The organism is Nonomuraea sp. 10N515B (genome assembly GCF_052245915.1).
Classification (GTDB): domain Bacteria; phylum Actinomycetota; class Actinomycetes; order Streptosporangiales; family Streptosporangiaceae; genus Nonomuraea.
Window position 1 is genome coordinate 241016 of the sequence record NZ_JBQQBQ010000009.1, and the last position, 13498, is coordinate 254513.

The window sequence follows — 13498 nt, forward strand, 5'->3', positions numbered from 1 at the left end:
GCGTAGCGGGTCATCCCCCGGCCCGTGGGAGCGTCACCAGGGGAAGAGGATGTCGAGCAGTCCCTTCCGTTCCTCCTGCGTCGGCGTCGGCGCGGGCGCCTGGGTGGTGGGCTGCTGCGCCGGCTGGCTGCTGCTCGGCTGCGTGGGCTGCTGCTGCTTGCTGTCCGACTGCCCGCTCTGGGGACGCGAGTCCGTGTCCGGGTCCGGGTTCGTGTCCTGCATCTCGCTCACCGGCGGCCTGGTGGCCTTGCTGGTGGCCTTCTTGGTCGGCTCGCCGGCGCGGGTGGAGGTGGGACGAGCGGCCGGCTCGCGAGTCGGCCGCTCCCGCTGGGCCGTCGAGGTGGGCATTGCGGACTCGGTATCGGTCGGCTCCGAGGTGGCCGAATCGTCGGGCTCGGGAGTGGCCTCCTCGGCCGGCGTGTCCTCGGGAGCCGCGGTGTCGGAGGGCGCGGTCACCTCCCTAGCGCTGGCACACTGGCCGCCCTGGCACGGGTCGTCCGACGAGGTGCCGGTGAGCATGAACCCGGCCCCCACCCCGACCAGCACCACCGCGGCCGCCGCCACCAGCAGCTTCCTGGTGCGGCGCCGCACCTCCCGGTCGCCGCCCGAGCGCCCGCGAGGAGAGTCGTCGGTCCACCCCGAGCCGAGAAAGCCGCGCTTGGTCTGCTCCTCCTCGCGGTCGTCGGTGTAACCCCCCTCGTAGCTCCGGTCGAGCGGCAGGTACGGGGCGCCGTCCTCGACCTGATGCGGTCCACTGTGCTCCGGCAGAACGTCATGCGGGCCACTGGCATCGCCGAGCATGTCATGGGGACCGCTGTGGCCACCGAGCACGTCGTAAGGACCGCCAAGAGCGTCGGGAGGACTGCTGTGGCCGCCAAGTACGTCATGGGGACCGCTGTGGCCGCCAAGCACGTCATGGGGGCCGCTGTGGCCGCCAAGCACGTCATGGGGACCGCTGTGGCCGCCGAGCACGTCGTACGGGCCACCGGGGTCGCCCAGCACGTCCTGCGAACCCCCGCCCAGGTCGCGAGGCCCGCCGCTCAGCAGATCGTGCGAGGCCGCCGGGCCGTCGTCGAGCACGTCACGCACGCCGTCACGGCCCACCAACTGCGGCTCACCGGTCAGCGAATTGGGCGGCATGATGTAGGTCTCGTTGCCGACGACCTGGATGGCAGGCTGTTCGTCGGTGTCATCGGTGCTCCACCGCGGCGACAGCACGTCACCCGTCAGCTCCGGGTTCAACGACCTACCCTGCCCATCCTCGTATGGCCTGTCGTTCTCGTCGCGCGCCACGATGAACCTCTCTAGTACGAATGCGGACCGCGCCCTTTCCTAGCAGACCCGACCACTGATTGTCCGGATATTTCACATGTTTCCCTAAAATCACAGAGAGTTATATTCGTCACTCCCCGCTCTCACGCCACCTCAGGCGGTATTCCGGACGGCCGTCAGGGGGTGAGTCCGTTGAGCAGGTCGCCGAGCGCCGACTTCACCCGCTCGATCCCCACCCCGCACTCCCGGATCCGATACGCCAGCAGCGGCGCGGCCAGAGGCGCCAGCAACGCGTCGGACAGACAGGAGGCGTCGGCGTCCGGCCGCACCTGTGCGATCAGCATCGTCAGGTGCCCGTGATAGGCGTCGTACGCGCCGCCGAACCGGGCGAACGGCCCCGCCGTCTCCGCCATGACCAGCAGGTCGAGCTGCTCGACCGTGCGATCCGCGAGTGCGTCGAGGAACGCGCGTGCCCGCACGGCGGGCTCCGCACCTGGCCCGAGCGGCGGCGGCCCCTCGATGAAGGCGGACTGGAACTCCCGCTCCCGCCGGTCGATCAGCGCGTACGCCAGCCCGGAGCGATCCCCGAAGCGCCGGTAGAGCGTGCCGACGCCGACCCCGGCGGCCGCGGCCACCTCCGCCATCGACAAGCCGCCCACTCCCCGGTCGGCGACGATGGCCTCGGCCGCAGCGAGGATCTTCGCGCGATTACGGGCCGCGTCGGTGCGCTCGCGTTTCACGGTCTGCCCTCCCGCGTCACGGTCCGCCCTCTCGCGTCACAGTCTCCGCCCTCTCGCGTCACGGTCGCTGCCCTCGCGCCATCCCGGACCCTCTCACGATCGATCTCCATCCTGGCATCACTTGCATGCGGAATGCGTTCCGATTAGGGTCGAACCGGAACACATTCCGGTTCTTGGAGGATGGCATGATCCGAAAGGTCGCCCTGGTCACGGGCGGGAGCAGGGGAATCGGCGCGGCCGTCGCACGGCGGCTGGCCGGCGACGGATTCGACGTGGCGATCACGTACCAGAACGCGAGCGACCGGGCCGCCACCGTGGCCAAGGAGGTCCAGGCGGCCGGCCGGCGCGCCCTCGGCATGCGCGCGGAGGCCGCCGACGCCGGCGCGCTGGTCGAGGCGGTGGAGCGCACGGTGCGCGAGCTGGGGCGGCTCGACGTGCTGGTGAGCAACGCCGGGATCGCGCCGTACGGAGCGCTGGAGGAGGTGACGCTCGAGGAGGTGGACCGGCTGCTCGCCGTCCACCCGAGGGCTGCGTTCGTGCTGGCGCAGGCGGCCGCCCGGCACATGGGGCGGGGCGGCAGGATCGTCCTCATCGGCAGCAGCCTGGCCGAGCGGGTGCCTTATCCCGGATGGACGGCGTACGCGATGAGCAAGTCGGCGCTGGCCGGCCTCGTCAAGGGTCTGGCTCGAGATCTGGGACCGCGCGGCATCACCGCGAACCTGGTCAACCCGGGCTCCACGGACACTGACATGAACCCTGCCGACACCCCGGAGGCGGAGGAGGAGCGGCGCTACACCGCGCTCGGCACGTACTGCTCTCCCGACGACATCGCCGCCGCCGTCGCCTACCTCGCAGGGGAGGGCGGGCGCCACATCACGGGCGCCTCGATCCCCGTCGACGCAGGCGTCACGGCCTGAGGCTCACAAGCACGGGTTGGTGCTCGAGTCGACCACCTTGTCCTTGAGCGAGTCCGGGATCGCCGATTGCACGCGCACGCCCGGCCAGTCCGCCCCGATCACGAGCTGGACGATCGGGCCGTCGGGCGGCTCGGCGACCTTGGACTTGTACGGCTGGGCGTTGACCGGCTTGACCTTGCCGGCCACCGCGGTCCGCTTGTCCTGGGACAGCCGGACGGCAACCGCGTCGGCGTAGGCCGGTCCGTCCTGGGCGTCCTTCTTCGCGTAGCGGATCGCGGTGGTCGCGGTCGCGGGAGCGTTGCCGACCTCGATGACGGCGAAGCCCTGGGCGGCCAGCTCGTCGGCCACCTGGACGGCCTTGCCCGCCTCGCCGGTGCCGTTGAGCACCTGCACACGCACCAGCTCGTGCTCGATCTTCGGCGTGGCGGACGTGCCGGGGGTCGGGGTGGCGGTGACCTCGACGTCGCTGCGTACGGCCTCGAAGAAGTTCTTCGCGGCCGGCTGGCTGAACTGCACCCGGTTCTTGTCCCCCGGATACGCCTCGACGGGCACCGTGATGCCCTTGAGCTCCTTGGCCGTCAGACCCCTGACGCTGTTGGCGATCTCCAGCATCCGCTCGAACGTCAGCTCACTGTCCACGGTGACCGCGGCGGCGGCGGAGCGCAGGAACCCGTCCAGCCTGATGGGGTTGGTGAGCAGGCCGCCGTCGGTGACCTTCTTCAGCACCTGGGTGAGGAACACCTGTTGACGCTGGATCCTGCTCAGGTCGCTGCCGTCGCCCAGCGCGTAGCGGGTGCGTACGTAGCCGAGCGCCTGCTCGCCGTTGACCACGTGCTTGCCCGCGGGGAGCACCAGCTTCGCCTTGGGGTCGTTGACCGGCTTGGGCAGGCAGATCTCGATGCCGCCGACGGCGTCGATGATGCCCTTGAAGCCGGTGAAGTCGACCTTCACGAAGTGGTTGATCTTGATGTTGGTGAGCGATTCGAGTGTCTTGATGGTGCAGTTGATGCCGCCGTCGTTGAAGGCGGAGTTGATCTGCCGGATCCCGCCGGGCAGCACGGCGCCGTTCCTGCCCTGGCACTCGGGGATCGCCACCATGGAGTCGCGGGGGAAACTGATCATGGTGGCCTTGTCCCTGTTCGGGGAGATGTGCAGCAACATGATCGTGTCAGTGCGCTCCCCCAGCCCCTGCGACTTGGGGCCGTACTGTTTGTTGTCGCCCTCACGGGAGTCGGAGCCGACGAGCAACACGTTGAGCGCCCCCGTATCCGGCGGCCGGCTCTGGCCGGGAATGATGGGGTCGCGGCGGATGCTGCCGTCGATGCTGCGGTAGTACGCGTACGCGGCCAACGTGGTGGCCACGAGCACAAACGTCAGCGCCACGCTCACCCAGCCCAGGGGCGTCAGCGGGTTCCTGCGCGGCCGGGGGTCGAGCTTCCTGGACCGGCGCGGCACGGGGGCGACGCGAGTATCCGCATCGCCGGGTCGCCCTCTCACGCGGTCCACCCCCTGCGTCATGATCGCGAAGCATAGCCACAACCAGGGGGTCCCCGACGGCACATCACTACTTGTCCACCGCCCCCACGCTCAGTTCGCCTGTCCGCGGCCCGGGAGACTATGACCTTTCCGCCACTCCTCCATCACCTGACCTGGGGCGGGCATGGGACGCGGACTAGTTACTCACGAGTAGCATAAGCGTGGAACCCCTTCCAGCAGCGAGGAGCGAATCCGTGCCTTCCTCTCGTGACGTCGTGTTCGTCGACGGCGTGCGCACGCCTTTCGGCAGGTCAGGGCCGAAGGGACTGTACGCCGAGACCCGCGCCGACGACCTGGTCGTCCGTGTCATCCGCGAGCTCATCCGGCGTAATCCCAACCTGCCCCCCGAGCGCGTGGACGAGGTCGCCATCGCCGCGACCACGCAGATCGGCGACCAGGGCCTGACCATCGGCCGGTCGGCGGCCGTGCTGGCCGGGCTGCCCAAGAGCGTGCCCGGCTACGCCATCGACCGCATGTGCGCGGGCGCGATGACCGCGGTCACCACGGTCGCGGGCGGCATCGCGTTCGGCGCGTACGACGTGGCGATCGCGGGCGGCGTCGAGCACATGGGCCGCCACCCGATGGGCGAGGGGGTCGACCCCAACCCGCGCTTCCTGTCGGAGAAGCTGGTCGATCCGAGCGCGCTGGTCATGGGCATGACGGCGGAGAACCTGCACGACCGCTACCCGTCGATCTCCAAGGAGCGCGCGGACGCATACGCGGTGCTCTCGCAGGAGAGGGCGGCCAAGGCGTACGCCGACGGCAAGATCCAGCCCGACCTGGTCCCGACCGCGATCAGGACGGCCGAGAAGGGCTGGGGCCTGGCCGTCGAGGACGAGGCGCCGCGGCCGGGCACCACGATGGAGGGGCTGAGCGGGCTCAAGACGCCCTTCCGGCCGCACGGCAACGTCACGGCGGGCAACTCCTCGGGCATCAACGACGGCGCCACCGGCTGCGTCGTGGCCGCCAAGGACGCCGCCGAGGAGCTCGGGCTGGCGCCGAAGATGCGGCTGGTGTCGTACGCGTTCGCGGGCGTCGACCCCGAGGTCATGGGCGTGGGCCCGATCCCGTCCACGGAACGCGCGCTCCGGCTGGCGAATCTCGATATTTCGGATATCGGGCTGTTCGAGATCAACGAGGCGTTCACCGTACAGGTCCTGGCGTTCCTCGACCACTTCGGCATCGACGGCGACGACCCCCGCGTGAACCCCTACGGCGGCGCGATCGCCTACGGCCACCCGCTCGCCTCTTCGGGCGTGCGACTGATGACGCAGCTCGCCCGGCAGTTCGGCGAGCGTCCCGACGTGCGTTACGGCATCACCACGATGTGCGTCGGCATGGGCATGGGCGGCACTGTGATCTGGGAGAACCTCGCGTGAGCAACATAGACACCTGGCGGGCGCTGCTGAGCGACCGCAACACCGACGAAGTCGTCACCAAGGCGCTGGTGCGGGACGTGCAGCTGCCCTACGGCGCGGGCACGATGGCGCTGATCACGCTGGACAACGGCTTCGACCACACCAAGCCCAACACGTTCGGCCCGCACGGCCTGTTCGCGCTGAACGAGGCGCTGTCGCAGATCGCCGGGCGCACCGACCTGGCCGCGGTCGGCGTGACGGGCAAGCCGTTCATCTTCGCCGTCGGCGCCGACCTCAAGGGCGCGGCCCAGATGGCCTCGCGCGAGGAGGCCCTGGCCATCGGCGCGCTCGGCCACCACGTCTTCCGCAGGCTGGGCGAGCTGCCGATCCCGTCGTTCGCGTTCGTCAACGGCGCGGCCATGGGCGGCGGCCTGGAGGTGGCGCTCCACTGCACGTACCGGACGATCTCCTCCGGCGTGCCCGCGGTGGCGCTGCCGGAGTGTTTCCTCGGCCTGGTGCCGGGCTGGGGCGGCACGCAGCTGCTGCCGCGGCTGATCGGCCCGGCGAAGGCGATCAAGCTGATCGTCGAGAACCCGCTGGCGCAGAACCGCATGATCAAGGGCAAGGACGCGTTCGAGCTCGGCGTCGCGGACGCGATGTTCGAGCCGGCCGATTTCCTGGAGGAGTCGCTGCGCTGGGCCGCCCGCGTGCTCCAGGGCGAGGTGAGCGTCGAGCGCCGCTCCCACGACGGCTGGGAGAAGGCCGTCGGCGACGCCCGCTTCCTGGTGGACATGAAGCTGCGCGGCGCCTCCCCCGCCCCCTACCGGGCGCTCGACCTGATCGCCCTGGCCGAGACCGCCACCCGCGACGAGGGCTTCGCCGCCGAGGACGAGGCGCTGGCCGACCTGCTGATGAGCGACGAGCTGCGGGCCGGGCTCTACTCCTTCGACCTGGTGCAGCGCCGGGCCAAGCGGCCCGCGGGCGCGCCGGACAAGTCGCTGGCCCGCAAGGTCACCAAGGTCGGCATCGTCGGTGCGGGGTTGATGGCCTCGCAGATGGCGCTGTTGTTCGCCCGCCGCCTCGAGGTGCCCGTCGTCATGACGGACCTCGACCAGGCCAGGCTCGACAAGGGCATGGAGTACGTACGCGCCGAGGTCGGCAAGCTCCTCGCCAAGGGCCGCGTCAGCGAGGACCAGGCCAACCGGCTCAGGTCCCTGGTGACCGGCTCGCTGACCAAGGACGCCTTCGCCGACGCCGACTTCGTGATCGAGGCCGTGTTCGAGGACATGGCGGTCAAGAAGCAGGTGTTCAGCGAGGTCGAAGCGGTCGTGGAGCCGACGTGCGTGCTGGCCACGAACACCTCCTCGTTGTCGCTGACCGAGATGGGCTCCGGGCTGAAGCACCCGGAGCGGCTGGTCGGGTTCCACTTCTTCAACCCGGTCGCCGTCATGCCGCTGCTGGAGATCATCAAGGGCGCGGCGACCGACGACGCCACGCTGGCCACGGCCTTCGCCGTCGGCAAGTCACTGAAGAAGTCGTCGGTGCTGGTCAAGGACGCTCCGGCGTTCGTGGTCAACCGGCTGCTGACCTGCTTCATGGGCGAGGTGGTCGCGGCGGTGGACGAGGGCACGCCGCTGGAGGTGGCCGAGCACGCGCTCGACGGGCTGGGGCTGCCGATGACGCCGTTCGCGCTGCTGCAGCTCGTCGGCCCGGCGGTCGGCCTGCACGTGGCCGAGACCCTGCACGAGGCGTTCCCCGACCGCTTCGGCGTCTCGGAGAACATGGCCAAGCTGGTCGCCGCGGGCAAGCCGGGCGTCTACCGCCCCGACTTCACGCTCGACCCGGAGGCGGTGGCGCTCTTCGCGGGCGGCGCCGCACCGTCCACCGCCGAGCAGGTACGCGAACGCGTCCTGACGGCGCTGGCCACGGAGATCCGCATCATGCTCGACGAAGGCGTGGTCGCGGCGCCGCAGGACATCGACCTGTGCATGATCCTCGGCGCGGGCTGGCCGTTCCACCTGGGGGGCATCACGCCTTATCTGGACAGGACCGGCATCGCCCAGCCCCGGTTCCTTCCTCCGGGTGTGGCCTCACTCCCCGCCTGATTCTTTGCGGGGGCCCGACCCGGGCCCCCGCTTTTCATGACCTTCACCTCCGTAGCGTTTGGTGCCGCACGACGAACGGAGGGTAATCATGATGCGAACGATCGGTACGATCGCGCTCTGCGCGGCGTTCCTGGCGTGCTCGTCCCCCGCCGCGCAGGCGGCCCGCCCACCCAAGGGCAAACTGAAGATCGCGATCGCTACGAAGGGCAGCCCGGCGCGGGGCGGCACGCTCCACTGCGGTCCCGACGGCGGCACCCATCCCCACCCACGCGCAGCCTGCGACGTGATCCGCAAGATCGGGGGCGACTTCAACCAGATCCACGTCCCGGCGGACGAGACCTGCGACCAGAAGCTCGAGCCGTACGCGGTGGCGATCACGGGCACCTGGCGCGGCAAGAAGGTGGAGTGGAGCAAGGGATACCGCAACTTCTGCGTGATGCAGGCCGCGGGCGGGAAGCTGCTCTCCTGACCGGTGCGGGGCGGGCTATCGCCCGCCCTTCACGGGCGCGGCCGTCCTGCTGTGCCAGTAGCTGTAGCCGAAGTAGATGACCACGCCGACGGCCATCCAGATCAGGAACCGCAGCCAGGTCTCGATCGGCAGGTTCAGCATCAGGTAAATGCAGGCCAGCACGGACAGGATCGGCAGCACCGGCACGAGTGGCGCGCGGAAGGCCCGGGGCAGGTCCGGCCGGGTGCGCCTGAGCACGACCACGCCGATCGAGACCACCACGAAGGCGAACAGCGTGCCGATGTTGACCAACTCGGCCAGCTCCTCGAAGTCCACGAAACCGGCCAGCGCCATCGTCACCACGCCGATCACGACGGTGAGCCTGGCCGGCGTGCCGAACCGGGGGTGGACCGCCGCCAGCGCGCGCGGCATCAGCCCGTCGCGGGACATCGCGAACAACACCCGGGTCTGGCCCAGCAGCAGCACCAGCACCACGGTCGTCAGGCCGGCGATCGCGCCCACGCTGATGATCGTGGCCAGCCACGGGTGCCCGACGGCCCGGAAGGCGTCCGACAGTGGCGCGGACGTGCTCAGCTGGCTGTAGTTCTGCATGCCCACGACGACCAGCGAGACAGCGACGTACAGGAACGTGCAGATCGCCAGTGAGCCGAGAATGCCGCGGGGCACGTCCCGCTGCGGCTCGAGGGTCTCCTCCGCAGCGGTGGCCACGATGTCGAAGCCGATGAAGGCGAAGAACACGATCGCCGCGGCGGTGAAGATGCCGATCACGCCGAAGGCAACCGGCGTGATCCCGAACAGCACCTGGATCAGCGGCGCGTTCAGTCCGCCGACGCGCGGTGTGGACACCGCCTCGGGGATGAACGGCGTGTAGTTGGCGGCCCGGATGAAGAACAGCCCGGCGATGATGACGAGCAGCACCACCGCGACTTTGGTGACCACCAGGACGAGGTTGACCCGGGAGGAGAGCTTGATGCCGGCGACCAGGATCGCGGTGAGGACGGCGATGATGAGCACGGCGGGGACGTTGACCACGGGGTTCGCCCCGGCGATGGACTCCGGCAGGGGGATGCCGACGGAGGCCAGCATCGAGGCGAAATAGCCGGACCAGCCGGTCGCCACCACGGCCGCCGCCAGCGCCAGCTCCAGGAGCAGGTCCCAGCCGATCACCCAGGCGGGGAACTCGCCCAGAGTGGCGAAGGCGAACGTGTAAGCCGACCCGGCCACCGGGATCGTGGAGGCGAACTCGGCGTAGCACAGGGCGGCCAGCCCGCAGACGATGCCCGCCACGACGAACGACAGCGCCACCGCCGGCCCCGCCAGCCCTTTCGCGACCGTTCCTGTGAGCACGAAGATCCCGGTGCCGATGATCACGCCGATGCCGAAGACCGTGAGGTCCGTGGCGGTCAGGCGTTTACGCAGCTGATGCTCGGGATCCTCGGTGTCACGGATCGATTGCTCGACGGACTTCGTACGAAAAATCTCCACGGCCAGTGATCCTTCCCATACGCTAGGCGATCATTCCTTGATTCCTTGACGGGGATGGTTCCGTGACGTTCCCGATGATCCTCCTGGATCGGGGTAGCGGTCCTGGACTATGTCTCATGGTCTGCTCGACACTCTGGCCAGGCAAGACCTCGGCGTGGTGATGCTGCTCCTGCTGGTCTTCCTGACGCTGGACGCCTCGGTCGGAGTCGGCCTGATCACGCCGGGCGACACCCTGCTGCTGGTCGCGGGCGCCAGCGCGGACACTGCGCCGGAGGCGCTGGCGCTGATCGGCGCGGGCATGCTGGCGTGCTTCGCAGGCGCCTCGGGCGGCTATTTCCTGGGCCGCCGGTACGGGACCCGGCTGCGGCACGGGCGGCTTGGGCGGCGCGTCGGCGAGGCCCGGTGGCAGCGCGCGGAGCAGCTGTTCGAGCGCAAGGGATGGGCGCTGGCGCTGGCGTATTTCCTGCCGGTGCTGCACGCGCTGACCCCGGCCGTGGCGGGCACGGTCGGTATGCCCTATCGCACGTTCATGCCGTGGGCGATGGTCGGCAGCACGGCCTGGGTGAGCGCGTACGTCACGCTCGGCGCCGTGGCGGGCGGCGTGGCGCGGCAACACGCTGAGTGGCTGGTGCCGATCGCGGCCGCGGCGGTGATCGTCGTGCTGGGGATCTCCGCCGCGGTCCGCAGGGCGATCAGTGGCGGGCAGGCTCCACGTGGGAGGTCCGCTTCGCGACGGCCTCGGTGATCTGGCGGGCGAGGTCTTGGCCGGTCAGTCCGATCTGGCCGAGGATCGCCGCCCGCTTGGCGTGGTTGAGGAACTCCTGCGGGATGCCGTAGGTGCGCACGGGCACGTCGACGTCGGCGTCGCGCAGCAGCCGCGCCACGGCGTCGCCCACACCGCCGACCCGGCCGTTGTCCTCCACGACGGCCACCAGCTTGTGCGCGCTCGCGGCCAGCACGAGCGCCTCGTCCAGCGGCTTGACCCAGCGCGGGTCGACCACGGTGGCCGCGATGCCCTGGGCGTCGAGCAGGACGGCCGCGTCCAGGCAGACCTGCGCCATCGGCCCCACACCGACCAGCAGCACGTCAGGCTCTCCCACGGGGGCGCGCAGCAGATCCATCTCGCCCAGCTTGCCGACCGGCTCGACCGCCTCGGCCACGGGGCCCTTGGGGAAACGCAGCACGGTCGGGCCGTCGGTGACCTCCACGGCCTCGCGCAGCAACTCGGTGAGCCGGTCCCCGTCGCGCGGCACCGCGATCCTGAGCCCGGGAACCACTTGGAGGATGGACAGGTCCCACATGCCGTTGTGGCTGGCGCCGTCGTCACCCGTGACGCCCGCCCGGTCGAGCACGACGGTCACCGGCAGCCGGTGCAGGGCGACGTCCATGAGGAGCTGGTCGAAGGCCCTGTTGAGGAACGTGGCGTAGACGGCCACGACCGGGTGCATGCCGCCAAGCGCCAGCCCGGCGGCGCTGGTCAGCGCGTGCTGCTCGGCGATGCCCACGTCGTAGATGCGCTCGGGGTAGGCCTCGGCGAACGCGTTGAGCCCCGTCGGGTGGAGCATGGCCGCGGTGATGGCGACGATGTCGTCCCGCTCTTTGCCGAGCCGGACGAGCTCCTCGCTGAACACGTTGGTCCAGATGCGGCCCTTGGGCTTCTCCTGGCCCGTGACCTTGTCGAAGGGTCCGGGGCCGTGGAACTGGTCCTCGTCGTGGTTTTCCGCCGGCGTGTAGCCGCGGCCCTTCTGGGTGACCGCGTGCACGATGACGGGGCCGCGGAAGTCGCGGGCCTTACGCAGGGCGGCCTCCATGGCCTGCTCGTCGTGGCCGTCGATGGGGCCGAGGTATTTCAGCCCGAGGTCCTCGAACATGACCTGCGGCGCCAGCACGTCCTTGACGCCCTTCTTCACGCCGTGCAGCGCGTCGTAGAGCAGCGGAACGTTGCCGATCTTGTCCTTGACGTAGTCGAGGAAGTCCTCATAGCGGCGGTTGACCCGCAGTGAGGACAGGTGGGAGGCGAGCCCGCCGATCGTCGGCGAGTAGGAGCGGCCGTTGTCGTTGACCACGATCACGACCGGCAGGTCCTCGCCGGCGGCGATGTTGTTGAGCGCCTCCCAGGCCATGCCGCCGGTCAGCGCGCCGTCGCCGATCACCGCGACGACCGTCCGGTCGTGCTCGCCGCGCACCTTGAACGCCTTGGCCAGGCCGTCGGCGTAGGACAGCGCGGTCGAGGCGTGGGAGTTTTCCACGAAGTCGTGCTCGGACTCGGCCTGGCTCGGATAGCCGGACAGGCCGCCCTCCTGCTTGAGCGCCGCGAACCCGGCGGCCCGGCCGGTGAGGAGCTTATGCACGTAGGCCTGGTGTCCGGTGTCCCAGACGATCGGGTCGCGCGGGGAGTCGAAGACGCGGTGCACGGCGAGGGTGAGCTCCACGACACCGAGGTTGGGGCCCAGGTGGCCGCCGAATCTCGCGCACGAGTCGACGAGCAGATCACGAATCTCCCCCGCGAGCCCCGGCAGCTCCTCTGCCGCCAGCCGTTTGACGTCGTCCGGTCCCTTGATCGAGCCCAGCAACCCGCTCACGGATCCGACTCCCCTCTGCTCTTGTGCGCCGACCCCCCGAGTGTAGTTCGCGGACGCCTCGCTGACTCCATCGAGTCAAACGCGCCCACATATGTCCGATCTTGACCTAGTCTTTCGGTACCTATGAACTCCGTCCCCATAAGCAAACTTGTGGCACTCGTCGCCGCGCTTCTGGCGCTCGCTCTGGCGGCGGCCGGTCTGGTGCTCGTGCTCGCCGACGTGGCCACGACCTCGACGGAGTCGGCCAACGAGGCCCAACAGATCGTCTCACCGCCGGTGAAGGCCGCCGATGCGAAGAAGGCGGCGCCGGGCAAGGCGCTGGCCACGGCGAACCCGCTCTACAAGACGGGGCGGCTGGCCGACGTGAACTGCTCGCCCGGTCACCTGCCGGCCGGCAGCATGACGGCGTACCGGCGTTTCCTCACCCGCGTCACCGGGTGCCTGAACAGGGCGTGGGGCGCCCAGTTCCGCAAGGCCGGGCTGCCCTTCGCCAAGCCGCGCCTGCGCATCATCACCAGCAAGATCAAGACGCCCTGCGGGTCATGGAACGCCGGCGCCGACGGCGTCTACTGCTCCACTGACCGCACCATGTACCTGATGATCAGCCGGGACCAGCTGCGCAACCCGTTCCCGCTGGGCATCACGCGGCTGATCGCCCACGAGTACGGCCACCACGTCCAGCAGATCTCCGGCATCTGGAACTACTACTGGACGGCCAGGATGGGAGCGACCAAGGCCCAGCGGCTCATGCTCTCGCGCAAGTCGGAGCTGCAGGCCGAGTGCTTCTCGTCGGTCTTCATGAGCACGATGCAGGGCACGCCGCTGGTCACCGACGCGGACTGGGCGTACACGGTGGACTGGTTCAGGAAGAACGGCGCCAAGGGGTGGCCGCAGAACGACCACGGCAAGGGCCCGACGCAGGCCGCCTGGATGACACGGGGCTTCAACCGCGGCACTCCTGGCTCATGCAACACGTGGGCCGCGAACCATCGCAATGTCAACTGACGCCACGCTTTAATCTTCCTTTACCTGGA

General features: G+C 69.8%; 11 protein-coding genes. 6 read left to right on the forward strand and 5 right to left on the reverse strand.

The window, feature by feature from the left end; genetic code table 11:
- Positions 1-33: 33 nt before the first annotated feature.
- A complete protein-coding gene (locus ACTWQA_RS16340; protein ID WP_443160061.1) occupies positions 34-1242 on the reverse strand; it encodes a hypothetical protein in 1209 nt (402 codons plus the stop codon).
- Between the two features lie 206 nt (positions 1243-1448).
- Positions 1449-2012 carry a TetR/AcrR family transcriptional regulator gene (locus ACTWQA_RS16345; protein ID WP_443160062.1) on the reverse strand — a complete coding sequence of 188 codons (564 nt, stop codon included), beginning with the start codon at positions 2010-2012 and terminating at the stop codon, positions 1449-1451.
- A gap of 185 nt (positions 2013-2197) precedes the next feature.
- On the opposite strand from ACTWQA_RS16345, the gene ACTWQA_RS16350 reads away from it, so the two are divergent.
- Positions 2198-2929, forward strand: coding sequence for an SDR family NAD(P)-dependent oxidoreductase (locus tag ACTWQA_RS16350; RefSeq protein ID WP_443160063.1), 732 nt, complete (start codon positions 2198-2200; stop codon positions 2927-2929).
- Positions 2930-2932: 3 nt separating this feature from the next.
- Here the strand turns inward: ACTWQA_RS16350 and ACTWQA_RS16355 are convergent, their stop codons facing one another.
- Complete coding sequence (locus ACTWQA_RS16355) at positions 2933-4384, reverse strand: LCP family protein (protein WP_443160064.1); 1452 nt, start codon at positions 4382-4384, stop codon at positions 2933-2935.
- Between the two features lie 296 nt (positions 4385-4680).
- Here ACTWQA_RS16355 and ACTWQA_RS16360 point away from each other — a divergent pair, with 296 nt between their 5' ends.
- The 3 genes from ACTWQA_RS16360 (at position 4681) to ACTWQA_RS16370 (ending at position 8397) form a co-directional block, all read left to right on the forward strand.
- Entirely contained in the window at positions 4681-5844 is a 1164-nt protein-coding gene (locus tag ACTWQA_RS16360; protein ID WP_443160125.1) for a thiolase family protein, read from the forward strand.
- Positions 5841-7928 (forward strand): 3-hydroxyacyl-CoA dehydrogenase NAD-binding domain-containing protein, encoded by a 2088-nt coding sequence (locus ACTWQA_RS16365; protein ID WP_443160065.1) that lies wholly within the window; start codon positions 5841-5843, stop codon positions 7926-7928. Before ACTWQA_RS16360 ends, ACTWQA_RS16365 begins: the two co-directional genes overlap by 4 nt.
- A gap of 88 nt (positions 7929-8016) precedes the next feature.
- On the forward strand, positions 8017-8397 hold the full coding sequence (locus ACTWQA_RS16370; protein WP_443160066.1) for an SSI family serine proteinase inhibitor: 381 nt from the start codon (positions 8017-8019) through the stop codon (positions 8395-8397).
- Positions 8398-8412: 15 nt separating this feature from the next.
- Here the strand turns inward: ACTWQA_RS16370 and ACTWQA_RS16375 are convergent, their stop codons facing one another.
- Complete coding sequence (locus ACTWQA_RS16375; RefSeq protein ID WP_443160067.1) at positions 8413-9882, reverse strand: amino acid permease; 1470 nt, start codon at positions 9880-9882, stop codon at positions 8413-8415.
- A 109-nt stretch (positions 9883-9991) separates the two neighbouring features.
- Between ACTWQA_RS16375 and ACTWQA_RS16380 the strand changes: the two genes are divergently transcribed.
- Entirely contained in the window at positions 9992-10627 is a 636-nt protein-coding gene (locus ACTWQA_RS16380) for a DedA family protein (RefSeq protein WP_443160068.1), read from the forward strand.
- Here the strand turns inward: ACTWQA_RS16380 and dxs are convergent.
- Complete coding sequence (gene dxs / locus ACTWQA_RS16385; RefSeq protein WP_443160126.1) at positions 10575-12455, reverse strand: 1-deoxy-D-xylulose-5-phosphate synthase; 1881 nt, start codon at positions 12453-12455, stop codon at positions 10575-10577. The two genes, ACTWQA_RS16380 and dxs, sit on opposite strands and share 53 nt — an antisense overlap.
- A 159-nt stretch (positions 12456-12614) precedes the next feature.
- Between dxs and ACTWQA_RS16390 the strand changes: the two genes are divergently transcribed.
- Positions 12615-13469, forward strand: a complete 855-nt coding sequence (locus ACTWQA_RS16390) for a neutral zinc metallopeptidase (RefSeq protein WP_443160069.1) — start codon at positions 12615-12617, stop codon at positions 13467-13469.
- Positions 13470-13498 lie beyond the last annotated feature (29 nt).

What these genes read in the sequence shown, in the direction of transcription:
- ACTWQA_RS16350 (WP_443160063.1), top strand. Translation starts at nt 2,198, where the DNA reads ATGATCCGAAAGGTCGCCCTGGTCACGGGCGGGAGCAGGGGAATCGGC.
- ACTWQA_RS16370 (WP_443160066.1), top strand. Translation starts at nt 8,017, where the DNA reads ATGATGCGAACGATCGGTACGATCGCGCTCTGCGCGGCGTTCCTGGCG.
- ACTWQA_RS16380 (WP_443160068.1), top strand. Translation starts at nt 9,992, where the DNA reads ATGTCTCATGGTCTGCTCGACACTCTGGCCAGGCAAGACCTCGGCGTG.